Annotated in this window: 13 protein-coding genes; 2 read left to right on the top strand and 11 right to left on the bottom strand. The window is 64.3% G+C overall.

The window, feature by feature from the left end:
* Positions 1–82: 82 nt before the first annotated feature.
* The 8 genes from NKI29_RS25705 to NKI29_RS25670 all read right to left on the bottom strand — a co-directional run bounded on the left by NKI29_RS25705 (position 83) and on the right by NKI29_RS25670 (position 10,038).
* Positions 83–424 carry a hypothetical protein gene (locus NKI29_RS25705; protein ID WP_352797612.1) on the bottom strand — a complete coding sequence of 114 codons (342 nt, stop codon included), beginning with the start codon at positions 422–424 and terminating at the stop codon, positions 83–85.
* Positions 425–481: 57 nt separating this feature from the next.
* Positions 482–805 carry a DUF736 domain-containing protein gene (locus tag NKI29_RS25700; RefSeq protein ID WP_352778180.1) on the bottom strand — a complete coding sequence of 108 codons (324 nt, stop codon included), beginning with the start codon at positions 803–805 and terminating at the stop codon, positions 482–484.
* 709 nt (positions 806–1,514) lie between these two features.
* Positions 1,515–2,048 carry a hypothetical protein gene (locus NKI29_RS25695; RefSeq protein ID WP_352797609.1) on the bottom strand — a complete coding sequence of 178 codons (534 nt, stop codon included), beginning with the start codon at positions 2,046–2,048 and terminating at the stop codon, positions 1,515–1,517.
* 223 nt (positions 2,049–2,271) lie between these two features.
* On the bottom strand, positions 2,272–2,781 hold the full coding sequence (locus NKI29_RS25690) for a GNAT family N-acetyltransferase (protein ID WP_502894642.1): 510 nt from the start codon (positions 2,779–2,781) through the stop codon (positions 2,272–2,274).
* Positions 2,782–3,066, bottom strand: a complete 285-nt coding sequence (locus NKI29_RS25685) for a type II toxin-antitoxin system TacA family antitoxin (protein ID WP_352797607.1) — start codon at positions 3,064–3,066, stop codon at positions 2,782–2,784. It lies immediately after the preceding gene.
* A gap of 182 nt (positions 3,067–3,248) precedes the next feature.
* The gene (locus NKI29_RS25680; RefSeq protein ID WP_352797606.1) at positions 3,249–4,190 is read right to left on the bottom strand and encodes a DUF2493 domain-containing protein; all 942 of its coding nucleotides are present in this window, start codon (positions 4,188–4,190) and stop codon (positions 3,249–3,251) included.
* A 247-nt stretch (positions 4,191–4,437) separates the two neighbouring features.
* On the bottom strand, positions 4,438–5,487 hold the full coding sequence (locus tag NKI29_RS25675; RefSeq protein WP_352797603.1) for a DUF7146 domain-containing protein: 1,050 nt from the start codon (positions 5,485–5,487) through the stop codon (positions 4,438–4,440).
* Between the two features lie 12 nt (positions 5,488–5,499).
* Complete coding sequence (locus NKI29_RS25670) at positions 5,500–10,038, bottom strand: strawberry notch-like NTP hydrolase domain-containing protein (protein WP_352797601.1); 4,539 nt, start codon at positions 10,036–10,038, stop codon at positions 5,500–5,502.
* Between the two features lie 183 nt (positions 10,039–10,221).
* Here NKI29_RS25670 and NKI29_RS25665 point away from each other — a divergent pair, with 183 nt between their 5' ends.
* On the top strand, positions 10,222–11,415 hold the full coding sequence (locus tag NKI29_RS25665) for a DUF1173 domain-containing protein (protein WP_352797760.1): 1,194 nt from the start codon (positions 10,222–10,224) through the stop codon (positions 11,413–11,415).
* 35 nt (positions 11,416–11,450) lie between these two features.
* Here the strand turns inward: NKI29_RS25665 and NKI29_RS25660 are convergent, their stop codons facing one another.
* Positions 11,451–12,134 (bottom strand): transposase, encoded by a 684-nt coding sequence (locus NKI29_RS25660; protein ID WP_352797599.1) that lies wholly within the window; start codon positions 12,132–12,134, stop codon positions 11,451–11,453.
* A gap of 467 nt (positions 12,135–12,601) precedes the next feature.
* Here NKI29_RS25660 and NKI29_RS25655 point away from each other — a divergent pair, with 467 nt between their 5' ends.
* Entirely contained in the window at positions 12,602–12,997 is a 396-nt protein-coding gene (locus NKI29_RS25655; protein WP_352797598.1) for a hypothetical protein, read from the top strand.
* Between the two features lie 547 nt (positions 12,998–13,544).
* On the opposite strand, the gene NKI29_RS25650 is transcribed toward NKI29_RS25655, so the two are convergent.
* Together NKI29_RS25650 and NKI29_RS25645 are read right to left on the bottom strand one after the other, a co-directional pair.
* The gene (locus NKI29_RS25650; RefSeq protein WP_352797595.1) at positions 13,545–14,048 is read right to left on the bottom strand and encodes a DUF1419 domain-containing protein; all 504 of its coding nucleotides are present in this window, start codon (positions 14,046–14,048) and stop codon (positions 13,545–13,547) included.
* A 130-nt stretch (positions 14,049–14,178) separates the two neighbouring features.
* Positions 14,179–14,361, bottom strand: coding sequence for a hypothetical protein (locus NKI29_RS25645; RefSeq protein WP_352797593.1), 183 nt, complete (start codon positions 14,359–14,361; stop codon positions 14,179–14,181).
* Positions 14,362–14,729 lie beyond the last annotated feature (368 nt).

The raw sequence follows: 14,729 nt of genomic DNA, 5'->3' as shown, positions 1-14,729 counted from the left end.
GGTGATGTTTGTGACTCTTTGCGACGCGCAAAAAAAGGGCCCGCGACGGAACACTCCGTCGCGGGCCCTGAGATGTGTTTGCCTACTTGGGTTGGTTGAGGTGTTTCAGCACCTGGCCGAGGATTGTGTCTCGCACCGGACGCCCGCTGGCTGCCGCTTTGTCGTCGACCAGCTTTGCGGCCAGTTTGGGCGACAGCGGGATGAAGTCGTAGCCGTGTGAGATGGCTGCGCGGTGAAGATCCTCAAGCGCTTCGAACGCGCGATCGTGGGTGCCGAGCCAAAGACCCGGCTCGTCGGTTTCTTCGTGTGGGAACGCCTGCAGGAAGTAGGTTCGAAGTGGTGGATCGTAGCCGATGACAGCGTCTGGGTCCGAGCGGCCCTGTCCGGTGACGGTGCCAGTGACAGTGATAGTGTAGCGGCTCATTGCAACCTCCTATTGCCGGTGGGGAGCCGGCCCCTTGCGGGGCCGGCCACTGATGCCTCACTGGGGGTTGTTCCAGAGGATGACCTTCTTGTTTTCCTCGCCACCCGGGGCGGGAGCGAGATTGCCGAAGATGACGCCGATCTCGGGGGCTTCCAACTTGACCGAGAGGTACTCCTCGCCCGAACGCTGGGAGATGCGGTGCCAGCCGGCTCCGATCTCGAAGCCCGTGCGCTTGTTGACGATCCGGTAGTCGGGGGCGTCCTCGCGCGATTTGTTGGGGTTCGGGATGAGGGTGATCGGGGCATTGACCCGGAGCGTGGCGAAGACCCCTTCCATCGAGCCGTCGGCCTTGGTGGTGAGGTTTGCGATCGTGGTGGCCATGTTAGTTCTCCTTCGGTTGCATCGGGACCATTCCCGATGGCGCCAAAGGAGAGGGCCGTCCTGCTGCGGTCATCTCGGCGAAAATTCTGGAAAATTCTATTTGCCGAAAAAGCGGGCAGGCCCTTCGCCTGTCCGCAGACAAAAACAGAAATCGAATTTTCCTGAATATTCGCCGAGTGTACCCCCAACGGGGGTTGACCGCACAAAGCAGGCGGTCGTCTACAAAGGCGACATGAAACGGGAATGGTCCCGGATGCGGCAGATGGACAAGAACTCAGGCCGCCATCGCTTGACCGCCGACGCAACGCTGCCGGATCGCAGGAACAGGCTGCAGCCTCTCGGGTCGTGTCGTCGGCATCGCCAACACATCGAACAGCAGCAATGGCGCGTGAACCGCCTACCGCGTTCGGTGTGGCGGCACAGCGGTTTCGAGATCGGGGCCGGCTGGCAGCGGCCTTCACGCCCCTCTGGGGACGATACCGCGCAGCCAGGTTGGATGACCCGGCAAGCCAGTGTTCGGCACGCTTGCACCCGCTTCAGAGGCGAGACGGGTCAAGATGATCATCCGCACACGCCCCGCGGCTCTGCGCGTGGACCGGTTTCGAAAGGGCCGGCTCCGGCCGTTCATAAAAGTGAGTAGGCGGCGCGGAGCCGGATCAAGCATATCGGAGATCGGACCCACCGGGCTATCCGCGGAACCGCGCGTACATCATCCCGGCAACGCCAGACGCTCGTCCGGCATCATGCGGGCTTCGGCTTGGCGGCGAATGTCCGGACCGGCATGGCGGAGCATGGCGCACCAGTCTTCCACATTGTAGGTCGTCGCCATGCTGCCCCTTGCCAGATCGTAAATGACGCACGGCTTGTTCGCGATGGCGAGCCGAAGCACGTTGACGGTCGTGCCGGGTGATGCGCCATCCCAGACCATCATGCCAAAGTCGGCGCGCCGCGCCATCTCCCGGTCCTTGGCGGCGTGGAACCAGTATCCTTCGGCGCCCTCAGGAGAAGGAACATGGTAGGCGGCCCAGTCGCCCAAATTGTTGCGGGGTTCCTTGCCCGCATGGAAGACCCCGACATGGTCGTAGCCGTAGCCCGCGAGCAGGCCCTGCGCCTCGGCATCGACTCCGGGCGCGTCGCCAACCAGCACGCCGTGCTCGGCAGCAACGATTGCGCCGATGCGAGTGATGGCAGGTTCCGGCAGCTCGAATATCTCGCGTGATCCACCTATGAATATCATCGACATCGTGACTTTCCCTTCTCTCCAGCGTCCCCCGCCCCGCGCCGGCCGCCCTCTCCCTCCGGCCCTGCGCGAGGGATCGTCACCCGAAGGCCGAGACGGCGAAGCCGGAGCGGGGAGAGGCGGGACGCCGCGACGAGAGCCCGGCGGGCCGCAGGCCCGCGCGCCCGGACCCTGCCGCTTCCGGAGGCGCTACGCGGATCTGGCTACTGGCGCTACGCGCTTGGAGCTAGTGGCCTTTGTCGGCCAGCCAGAGGCTCACGTCCTGGATCGAGCGCATGAGCACCGACGGATTGTCCCGCGCGGGAATGAAGCCCCAGCTCTGCCAGTAGCGCTCGGCCTCGGCGTCGATCGCCCGCACCACCACCGCGCGGCCGCCGACGATGTCGGCGCCGGCGACACAGCGATGCAGCGCGTCCTTGACCAGGCCGCTGCCGATGCCTTGTCCGGCGTAGCGATGGTCGACGGCGAGTTGTCCAATCAGCAGACAGGGGATCGGATCGGGCGGCCGTCCGGTGCGTATGGCGCGCGGTGCGCTGTTTGGCTGGATCACGCCCGGCGCGAGGCCGTAATAGCCCACGACTGTTCCCTCGTCGTGAACGACCAGGACGCGGGTAAACCCGCGGGCCTGGTTCGTTCGCGCGAAGCCGGCCAGCCAGGCGTTGAGCGCGGGCTTGCCGCAATCGAAGCTGTCGAGGCGGTGCATGTCGTCGAGGAGTTCGATGCCTGAAAGCGCCACCTAGCGGTCCCAGGGGGGGGACCGACGCAGCCGCTCGGCCGCCTTCGGCGGGGGCGCGGCGGCCGGGGCTGAGATCGCCTGCATGAAGGCGTCATAGGCTTGCGGGGACACGCGGATGACGGTTTCGTTGAGGATGGCCGCCTGCGCCTCGTGGAGTGCTGCGCGCCGCATGAACTCCGTGCGCGACAGGCCGAGCAACTGCGCGCCGCGGTCGATGATGGTGAGATCATCGTCGCGAAACCGCATTGAGACGGGTGTTTCCTTCCTCGTGGCTGTGGTGGCCATGGCGCGCTCCTGTGCTGCGGACGTATATACGTTAGTGTAACGCGGACCGCAATACCACGTTGCGTGGCGGCACGCCCCACGGCGACGATAAGATCTGTGGAGGGGGTGCAGTGCTTCGCGCGCTGGCTTCGGTGCGCTTCGCGCGGTCGGGTTCGATGGTGCGGATGCGAGGAAACCGACGCTCACGCGCCGCCCTCCGCGAACCGCCACACGGGGATGCCGAGCCGACGGGCCTTGTCGGCAAGGTTGTCGGTGATGCCGGAGCCGGGAAAGACGATCAGGCCGTAGGGCACCACGGAGAGAAGCTGGTCGTTGCGGCGGAACGGAGCCGCCTTGGCGTGCCGGTTCCAGTCCGGCTTGAAGGCGATCTGGGTGACCTTCCGGTTCTCGGCCCAGCAGGCGGCGATGCGCTCGGCGCCGCGCGGGCTGCCACCATGGATCAGAACCATGTCGGGATGCTTCTCGCGGGCCTTGTCGAGCGCGTCCCAGATCCGGTCGTGATCGTTGCAGTCGAGGCCGCCGGCGAAGGCAATCTTGGTGCCGGCCGGGATGAGCACCTCGGTTTCGGCGTGGCGGCGGGCGGCGAGGAAGTCGCGGCTGTCGATCACCGCCGCGGTCATCGCCTGGTGGCTGACCTTGGAGCCAGTGCGCGGCCGCCATGCCGATCCGGTCTGCGCCTCGTAGAGGTCGGCGGCCTCATCGCGCATGATTTCGAGCACGTTGCGGCGCTCGATATAGGTGATGCCTTCCGCGGTCAGCCGCTCCAGCTCGACCGACTTCACCTCCGAGCCGTCCTGCTCCTGCTGACTCGAGCGCTGCGCCTCCTCGTTGCGGTCGAGGCTGCGGGCGACACGCTCGGCGGCACGGTGGAAGACGTTTGCGAACGACCAGAGCAGGTCGTCGAGATCGGGTTCGAGCCTGGTGTCGCCAAGCATACCGGCAAAGGTATCGACGATGCCGGCGAGTCCTGCCCGGATCACTTCGTCGTCGGGAAGCGGCCGAGGATCAGGTTCGTCCTGATGCGGGCGATGGCCGTACATCTGCAGTTCGAGGATGACGCGGTCGGTCGGCGAGGAGGCGTGGTAGGGCTCGTAGGCGTCGTCGAAAGCAGGCTCGTAGGTCATGGCGTGTCTCCGTCGGTTATGGCCGCGCCTATCGCGGCCTGACAGCGCATCCCGGCCGCGCCCCGGACGCGGCCGCACCGAAGGCCGGAGCGCGAGCGGAGGACGGCGCAGCCGTTGCGGCCGTGTACGGGGGGTGGCAGGGGTGGCCTCTCGGGCAGGCCGCGGGCGCGGCCTCTCCGGCGGACCGCCGCCATGCCTGCAAGGCTTCCGCTGACGCCACCCCTGCCCGCCCGCCAGCTCGGGCCGTTCATCCGGGCGGCAGGAAGCGACGGGCATCTTCCGGGACGAGCTGATCGCTGAGCCATGCCGCGAGATGGGCGGGGCCGAGATGGCGCAGATCGTCGTTGAAGTCGCCGAGCTGCGGCCGAAACACCAGGGCGAGGATCCCGGCCTCGCCTGCGCGCTGGCTGAGACGCTCGATGCCGTGCCGGCCGGCGGCGTCGGCATCGGCTGCGATGTAGAGGCGGCGGCAGCCGGGGGGCAAGATCAGGCCGGCGAGGTGATTGGCCGAGGTCGCCGCAGCCACCGGCAGCGCCGGCATCACCGTGCGGAGCGAGGCCATCGTCTCGAAACCCTCGCCGGCGGCCATGACCGGAACGGGCGTGTCGGGATCGAGGCCGAGCCAGATGCCATTTCCCAGGAGATGACCGAGCGAGCGTCGAGGATCGGCGATCTGCGCCTTGCCGTTGCCGTCCGGAGCGAGCCAGGTGCGCTGGAGGCCGGTAATGCGCCCGTCGATGCCGGTGACCGAAGCGATCAGCGCGGGCAGGGTCTGCGTCTCGCCGGTCACGAGATCGCGATAGTAGCAGCCGGGGTGGAAGCGCAGGGCGCGTTCGCGGGCGGCAAGCAGAATGCCGCGGCCGGTGAGGTAGCGTTCGGCCAGCGTGCCGGCGATCGGCTGCGACATGGCGAACAGGCGGCGGGCCGCGTCAGGGGAGCCGCGTGCCGCGGCAGGCTGGCGCTGGATATCGGATGGGCGGAACTGGGGTTCTGGCCGTGGCATGGCGAGGAAGCGACGCGCTTCATCGGCGACCTCGCGGAATCCGACCAGGCCGCAGCTCGCCTCGATGACGTCGACCAGGTCGCCATATTCGGCCGTCGCCTCGTCGACCCACTTGCCGGCAGGGCCTTTGGCATTGGCTTTCAGCCGCACATGCATGGAGCGGCCGCGCGCGTTGCGGACATCACCGACGATCCAGTGATTGCCGGAGCGATGGCCGTTGGGGAGATATTCGCGGCACACCGCCTCGGCATGATCGCCAAGGCGGCGTGCCAGCTCGGAGGCCGAGCCGGTCATGATCGCCTCCCCTCAAACCACTGCCGTACGGTCGGTGACGCCAACGAGCGTATGGCGGTCGAGGAGCGCGGCGAGGATGGCAGACCCTTGCGCGGCCGTCGGGATGAACAGCCGGAGCTTCCAGGAAATGATCTCGGAGATCAGCCGCAGCGCCTTCAGCCGGGGGACCATCGCGTCGGTGAAGCCAATCAATTCGACACGGTAGTCGTTCATGACGCGGCTGCGGCGCAGAATCAGGCCGTCGGCAAGTTGCAGTCCGAGCCTGCCTTCCACGAGCCCGGTCCAGGCATCTTCCGGCGCGAGCGTCGGCGGATGATCGAGCCCCAGATTGCGCAACATGGTCGCGACAAGGGTGGGCGCGATGTGGCGGCCGATGATGCGTTCGCCGGCATCGGTCTGGATTCGATAGACTCGACAGTCGTCGTCCGGCAGCCGACGCCAGATCGGCAACAGCAGCCCCGTCACGATGTGAAAGGTGCTGGTGATGAACTCCGGGACGGCGGCGACTTCCGACTCCCACAGCTCGCAGAACAATTTCCGGTCGGCCGGCTGCCAGTGTGTTTCGGCAAGGGCGTCGAGACCGAAGCGCAGCTCGTCGGTCGGCCGCAGCAAGCGCACGCGGTGCTCTATCGCGCCGTCGTCGAGCATCAGGCTCGCCGTCGGCAGCCGGATCGCCGCGCGGCTCGAACGGGCGTTGACCAGCAGAGCCGATTGCGGCTCCGCACGGGCAATGGCCAGCGCATCGACCAGGCCGAGCGGCCGGATACGGTCCTTGCGCGCGACTGTCAGCACATGCGACTGCACGCCCGAGACCGGGTGCGCGTAGACGGTGCGGCGATCGGTGACTACGATGCTCTCCGCCGTGATCGTCTCCAGTCCCTTGTCATAGTTTCCCGCGGCGATGGCGCCTTCTATTCTTCCCGCCATCAGCTGCTCGAACACCTCGAACAGCAGGTTCTGGGTTTCGATGCGCAACGCCAGCAGGCGATTGAGCCAGGTCGTGATTGGCGGCAGCTCGTCCCGCAAACCACCTTCATCCGTCGTCAGCGACAGCCCAGTCACCGTCTCGAAGGTCGTGAGCGAGCAGCCCTCGATCTTGCCCTGGTGCAGCAGATGATAGAACTGCCGCAGCGCCACGCGGGCATAGGCGCTTTCGAGATTGTCTTCGGCACGGAACAACCCTGCCCCGCCGGTCTGGCGCTGACCGCGCGTGATCGCGCCCAGCGTGTCGAGCCGTCGCGCGATCGTCGACAGGAAGCGCTTGCCGGCTTTCACGTTGGCGGCCATGGGCCGGAACAGCGGCGGTTGCGCCTGATTTGTGCGATGGGTCCGTCCGAGACCCTGGATGGCGTTGTCGGCGCGCCAGCCGGCCTCGAGCAGATAGTGCTTGCGCAGCCTCTGGTTCCTGACCCCAAGATCGGCGTGATAGGACCGGCCGGTGCCGCCCGCGTCGGAAAAGATCAGCACGCTCTTGTCGTCGTCCATGAAGCTCTGGGTCTCGGCGAGATTGGCCGAGCCAGGGCGGTTTTCCACGGCCAGCCGGTCGATGCCGTCGCGGCCGGTCTTCTTCACGATGCGCCGCGAGCGGCCGGTCACCTCGGCGACGGTGTCGGTCCCAAAGTGATGGATGATCTGGTCGAGCGCGCTGCCGACCGGCGGAAGCGACGCGAGCCTCTCGATCATCTCGTCGCGCATGCGAACGGCCTCGCGGCATTGAACCGGGTTGCCATCTTCGTCGTGGACAGGCCGCGAAAGGACGTTGCCCTCCGCGTCCGAATATTCCTCGAACAACTGGGTGGGGAAGGAATGCATCAAGTATCCGCCTACATACTCGCGCGGCGTCACATCGACATGCAGGTCCGACCATTCCTCGGTCGGGATCTCGGCAAGCCGCCGTTCCATCAGCGCTTCGCCGGTCGAGACGATCTGCACGACCGCCGAATGACCGTCGGCGAGGTCCTGCTCGATCGCGCCGATCAGCGTCGGCGTCATCATCGAGGTGATGAGATGACTAAAGAAGCGCTGCTTGGTGCTCTCGAAGGCCGAGCGCGCCGCCGACTTGGCGTTGCGGTTCAGCGTACTGGTTTCGCTAGTAATGTTGGCTGCCTCAAGGGCGGCAGTCAGGTTGTTGTGGATGACCTGGAACGCATCCGCATAGGCATTGTAGATGCGGGTCTGTTCGTCGCTCAGCTCATGCTCGAGCAAGTCGTATTCGACCCCTTCATAGGAGAGCGAACGGGCCACATAGAGACCGAGCGACTTGAGATCGCGGGCGAGCACTTCCATCGCCGCGACACCGCCGTCCTCGATCGCGGCGACGAACTCGGCGCGGTTGGCGAATGGAAAATCCTCGCTGCCCCAGATGCCGAGGCGCTGCGCATAGGCGAGGTTCTCGACGGCGGTCGCGCCGGTGGCCGAGACATAGACGACGCGGGCGTCAGGCAGTGCATGCTGGAGCCGCAGGCCTGCCTTGCCTTGTTGCGAGGGCGCGACGTCGCCGCGCTCGCTTTTGCCGCCAGCGGCATTGGCCATGGCATGGGCCTCGTCGAAGACGATGACGCCATCGAAAGATTTTTTCGCCCCCGACGGGTTTCCTCCAATCCCTGTCTGGCTTTCTTTAATCCCCGTCGGGCCTTCGGCCCTTCCCGCGTCTTGTCCAACCCAGTCGAGGATCTGGGCGATCCGGGATTTCTTGCCCTCCCGTTCCTGCGAGCGCAGGGTGGCGTAGGTCGTGAACAGGATGCCCTCGGCAAGGCGGATCGGTGTGCCCTGCCGATAGCGGGACAAAGGTTGGACGAGAAGTTTTTCCTGGCCAAGTGCAGCCCAATCGCGCTGGGCGTCTTCCAGCAATTTGTCCGACTTGGAAATCCAGATCGCGCGTCGGCGACCCTGCAGCCAGTTATCCAGGATGACACCGGCGACCTGCCGCCCCTTGCCGCAACCGGTCCCGTCACCCAGAAACCATCCACGGCGGAAGCGAACCGCGTTTTCGGCGCCTTCATGCGCGGCGGACACAACATCGCAGGTCTCGTCAACCGTCCAGGCGCCGGTGAGATGGCCGCAATGGGCTTCGCCGGCATAGATGACGCTTTCGAGCTGGGCGTCCGATAGCAGGCCCTCGTCGATGATGGCATCAGGAAGAAGCGGTCGATAGGAAGGTTTGGGCGGCGCGACGGCGGCCATTGCGGCCGACTGTACGAGCGGCGTCGGATGCGGTTTGGCGCGGGTAATGTCGATCGACTGGAGCGCGTAGGGTTCGTAGATGGTGTCGGTCAGCCGGCCGCTCTCCTCCGGCATCCAGTCGCGCAGCTCATAGGCGAGAGGGACAGCCGGCGTGCTGTTTGCCATGACCTGGCGGGCGGGCTTCGCCCGCGCAATCGGACGGACCGATTGGATGGCCTTTGGAGCAGCCGTTGAGACAGCGAGGGGTGCGGCTCTCGCCTTCGATCGGGCACCCATATGCATGGCGGCATTGCGCAGCATGCCGCTGGACAATGCACCGATCGAGTCCGGAAAGCCGCCCGGTGTCCGGGGTGGCAGGGCGGAGATCCAGGAGAGCAGAGTCCCGACATCCATGGCCTTGCGCGGCGAGCCGGAGAAGCTGGTTGGGTCGTTAGCAGCAACTTTGTCGATGATGGTCAAGCGGATCTCGGCCGTCGTCCCATGGCGCGCGTAGACACGGCCGTCGATCGCTGCGGTGAAGATGACGGTGCCCTGCTGCTGCAGGCGTTCGAAGGCCGGCCGCCATTTGGGTTTTTCCGGAGACAGCCCGGCGCCGGTGATGGCGACAAGACGACCGCCCGAACGCAGGCGCGCGAATGCGGAGGAGAGGTGTCGCCATGCCGCATCGGCGACATGTCCATCGACATAGGCGCCGACCGTGAAAGGCGGGTTCATCAGCACGACGGATGGCTCCATGGCCGCGTCGAGATGATCGTCGATATGGGCGCCGTCGTGCCGCGAGACCGGGCACCTTGGAAACAGCAGGCCGACGAGATCGGCCCGCGTCGCGGCAAGCTCGTTGAGGGCGATCGAGGCGCGCGCCATCTCGGCATGGACGGCGAGCAGACCGGTGCCGGCCGAGGGTTCGAGAACGAGGTCGCAAGATGCGATCGCCGCGGCGTACGCCGTGACGAAGGCCAGCGGCAAGGGCGTGGAGAGCTGCTGCATGGCCTGGCTCTCGTCGGAGCGTCGCGTATGGGTGGGAAGAAGTTCGGCGATGCGCTTCATCATCGCCAGCGTTGCCTGCGGCGTGGTGGACCGGGACAGGATCGCAGGGCCGAACTGGCGCAGAAACAGCACCTGGGCGACTTCGAGCGCCTCATAGGCGTCCTTCCAGACCCAGAACCCTTGCGCATCGCTGCCGCCAAAACTTGTCGTCATGGCGGTGCGCAGTGCGGCGGTGCTGACAGGCTTGCCCTGCTCGAGGAAAGGCAGAAGCCGCATTGCCGCCTGATAGATCGCCTGGGCGTTGTTGATGGGAGCGGGCGTCGGCGCGCCGAGGGGAGCGGCCGTCCGGGCAACGGCCGATGTGGTCGAAACAATGTTCATGGAAATGTCCTTTGCGAGAGAGGAGTGGCGCCCGCGCCGGCACTCTCTCCGCACCAGCCGGGCCGCACTCCTCCCGGCTCCCCTCTGGCTCTGGCGCCGATGCACCAAACGGGTTGCGCTCTGCGCAAAGTCGTGACTCAATGCGCTGACAGGGATGCGGCGGCGACCTGGAGCTGCGAGGTGATGCGACGGTTCAGAATTGGCAGTGCGGTTTACGAGGAAGGGGCGCCTGACCTGCAGACAGCGCTGGCGAACGCCTATGCTCGCACCGAGCGTCCGCTATGCCTGTGCCGCGAGCCGGGCTGCCCGATGTACATCGCCCGCATCGGCGACCTTCATCTGATCAAGCGCATGCCGCTGAGCGGCGGCGGGCATGACCCGTCCTGCGATTCCTACGAGTCCCCATACGAACTCTCCGGTCTGGGCGCCTTGATGGGCAGCGCCATCCAGCTTGATCCGCAAAGCGGCATGGCGGCTTTGAAACTCGATTTCAGCCTGTCGAAGACGGGGAGCCGGGCAGCGTCGGTGCCCGCTGGCGAGAGCTCCGCCAGTGTAACCGGAGGCCCCAGGAGGATGTCGCTGCGTGGCCTCCTTCATTATCTCTGGCACGAGGCGGAACTGACGGTCTGGACTTCCATATGGGCTGGCAAGCGACATTGGTGGAATGTCCGCTGGCATCTGCTCGAAGCTGCCGCGCAAATGACGGTGAGGAGCGGACCGCTCTCGGATATCCTGTTTGTGCCCGAGCCGTTTCGCGCGGAGAACAGGCAAGCGATCGAACAGCGTCGCAACGCGGTTCTCGCGCCTGCGCTCCCGCCAAAATCCGGCCCCCGAAAGTTGCTGGTCCTGGTCGGCGAGGTGAAGGAAATCATGCCCACCCGATCGGGTCAGAAACTCGTCATCAGGCACCTGCCCGGTTTTCCCTTTATCATCGACGATGCATTGCATCGGCGTTTGCAGGCACGTTTCGAGAAAGAATTGTCGCTGTGGGAAGCGGATTCCAGCTCACATCTCATGGCCATCGCGATCTTCGGACTGAACCCGGCCGGCCTCGCCATTGTCGAGGAGGTCGCGTTGATGGTGGTATCCGAGAACTGGATTCCTTACGAGACGATCCAGGAGAAGAGGCTCGTTGACGCGCTTGCGCGTCTTGGCGAGAAAAGCGTAAAGGGATTGCGCTACGACCTGCAAACCGCCCAGCCGATCGCCAACGCTTTGCTTCAGAACAGGGATGAGCCGGTCGCGCTCTTTGTCGTCCCGCCCCGTGCGGACGAAGCGTTCGAGGCTTCGCTCGACGAAATGATCGCCGCGCGTCCGGAGATCGGCTCCTGGGTGTGGCGGGCCGGCGAAGGCGATATGCCGCCGTTACCGCTCTGAGCGTCGGCGGAATTTCCAACGAGGCTCAGTATGTCTTACGCAAGGCCCAGCTTCTTCTTGAGCTCGGCATTTTCCTTGCGCAGACGGTCAGCAAGCAGGTTCTTAAGGCGCTTGTTTTCTTCTTCGAGCGCGACAAGATCACGGAGATCGCCGCTATCTGAAGAAGGCGCCACAGCCCTCTTCCACTGATAGTAGGTCTGCTCCGAAATGCCGGCTTGGCCGACCGCACTCTTGCTGGTCGCCCCTCCAGCGATCGACTTTTCGATCTGGGCAAGCTTCTGGGCGCGTTCCTTCTCAGAGTAAGTCTTCCGGGCGGTCCGCACTGCCATCGCAGGTTCAGCCGCCTGGGCCCCTGGTCTCGCCCCGTTCTTGCGGGTCGGCTTGGCGAGCTCTGCCTTCGCTTTCTTTGCTCGCGGAGCTTTCTTCTTCGCTTCAGAGGCTTCCACTTTGGCTGGTGCCACTGTTGTCTGCACAGTTTGAGCTTCCTGAGAATCGGCCATGATATGCTCCGCTTGTGGTTTGTCCCGTATTTCAGCATCGATGGGTCTTATACTGGAGTCAATGAGCTCAGAACCTGGCAACTGAGCACCATCAGACAGCTGCGTCATCTCGGTGACAATTTTGGACAGGTCGAGACCACCCCAGATCGAATGGCTTGGCTTTTGCTTGCCGCGCTTCTGTTTGACTTCCACGATAAATGGCCGGATCTGGCGCTTCATAGTCCCTTCCTTGATGTGAGGACGACTTGCAAGCCAAGTCGCTGTTTCGCGTCAGCGAGTATTCTGCGCCTAGGCATCTTATCGCTCTTGCCGAGCTTTATCGGAGAAGGCCAGCGACGAGCAAGCGAGGTTTCCCTGATCTCGGGGACTGGCTCGATCAACGGGATGCAAACAGTCTATTGCGAGCCGAGGTCTAATTTAACGAGATCTTCAGAGCCTATCCATGCCCGCCATCCACAGGCGCCACTTCGCTCGATCCACCGGCAGCTGACAAATTTCGACATGCTGACGAGGCTCGCATGCTCCAGGTTCGGTAAAGAACCCCTCCCTGCATCGAGCGCCGCCTACGCCGTCATTCGTTGCCGCCGGGCAAACATACAAGGGACTCACAGCCGTCCGCATCCGATGACTGTGCACAACCGACTGCATCGATTGCAATCCTGATTTTCTTGGGAGCAAATCTTCTCATGGCTGCGGATGAGCTGGACGCGATTGTTTTCGGGATGGCGGTCGAAAGCGTCCGTGCGCTTCCTCTTGGATTCACGGAAAAAGTCGCAGAAATTGCCATCAGAAGCCACGGCGTACTGCTTTTTGATTTGCGCATCGATGGCGACTTGGAAATGCAGCGGATCGCCGCCGTCCGATATCCAAGCAACCAGACAGGCATTCTGGCGCTGGACAAGCAGGGCTCGGCGATCAGCCATTGGATGGTCAATGGCACTTTCTCCTGCTTTATCACTCCCTTGGAAGACTGGAACACTCTGCCGCTACCTATGCAGGCCAGGACGAGTATCGCCGGCCCGGCCAGCCTCTTCATCGGCGCCCTACGCAATGCCGGATACATCCCGCGCGGCAGGTCCTGATCCGAAGTTTTGTTCGGCGACTGGTCGATCATATCGTCGAACCAGTCGGCCACACGGCCTCGCTGTGGGCGATTACCCACGGTGATCAGGTGACCAGGATCATCCGAGTTGAAGTCTGACCCTGATACGTGGCTCGCTGGACTACGAGCACCTGGTCAGTGCTGGCCTCAAATACCGTGAAAATGCGCCGGCCGGCGGCGACGCACTGATCGAGCAATGTCGGTCGCCGTCACGGTATCTTGGAAAGCGATAGGGCTGCGTGCAAGCGATCGTAATGTGCGAGAGCGTCTCGCCCGTCGGCGTCCGATAGAACGCCTCCTCGATAGACATCGCGCCGCATAGCCTATCCGACGCGCCCATTTCAGCGGAGTAGGCGGACCATGCTAATAGGGACGTTTCGCTTCCGAGCGGCAGCTCTCAGGGATAACCTTTATCGTCGCCTCCCTTCTTTGAGTTCCGGCTTGATCGGGCGGAGGACAGGAGTTCGTCAATCTCGAGATCCGACAGATCATCAAGCAGCTTGAAGACAGCATCATGCTTTCCGGCGTTAATGAGAATCGTGCATTTGCCGCGATGTTCGGCCCACCCGGTCCCGGGATTTGCATTGCGGGCGATGCCCCTGAGTTCGACGGGGGGTCATATTCCAGATCGCCTCGAGCTTCTCCGCGCGGGTCATGCTGTCGCTCGCGCCGGTCTCGTGGGCGATGATGGCGGCGCGCATCTTGTCCGGGGATTGCCGATCCGTGAGGTCGCAAAAGCCATGAATACAGCGTTCGCGGCCCCGGATCCGGATCGCGAAGAATACGCTGGTCACGTTGCCGGTCTTGAACTCCGAGATGCCGAACATGCCGGTGCGCATGAAGAGCGGCGGCAGCAAATCGAGCATGAAGTGATATTCTGACGCGGTGATCTGAAACCACTCGCCTGAATAGGGAGTGCCGGAAAGCGGATCGATGCCGGGAGTATCTTTGTGTCGGCTGAACAGTTGGAACATCTGCTCGCGGGTGGCGACGCCGTCGAGCACCTTCCTGAAGGGTGGATGTGCGGTCATGGGGTTCTCCTGAACGCGGGTCGGCCACGCGCGGCATGAACCGCGTCGTCGCAACTGTTTGGTGTTGTGGCTGTCGACTGGCCGAGCCCGCGGCCGGCGCGTGCACCGGCGATGATGGGGTTTGCAGGGTTCAGGCGGCACGTCGCTCGGAGGAACGCGAATCGTCTCGACCAACCCCAGTGATGGCGCGCACGGCGGCGGCGAGCGCCGGGATGTCGTCGAGCATGCCGAGCGCGACGAAGTGGTTGGCCCCGCCGACATAATCCTTGCGGCCCTTGCAGGTGCGGATCAGGATGCCGTGACCTGAGGACAAACCGAACTGGCTGACCTGGATGTAGGCGCAGTCATGGTGCAGAGTATAATTTCACCGGAAACGGCTATGCCCGCCTTGTTTGAGCGCGGGTCAAAGCTTCCGTGCGGCAGGGCAAGTTCGGCGGCGAGTTTCTTCAGCCGTGAACGGGCTGTCGCGTGGAAACGTCTCTTGTGCTGCTCGTCATAGGAGCAGCTTCTGTTCCGGTCGAACATGTCGATCTCCATGGAATGGAGCCCGGGGGGGGGGGGGGGGGGGCCCGGGGGGGGGGGGCGGCTTAGGCGCTGGTACCTAGCCCGTTCTTGAGATTACCTCGTCCGAGCAAATAATTGGTCACGCCAGCGAGCATTTGCCGATATGGAACGCGAACT

The sequence above is a fragment of the Mesorhizobium sp. M0678 genome (assembly GCF_040320505.1).
Lineage (GTDB): Bacteria > Pseudomonadota > Alphaproteobacteria > Rhizobiales > Rhizobiaceae > Mesorhizobium.
This window is presented reverse-complemented; position numbering and strand designations above follow the sequence as displayed.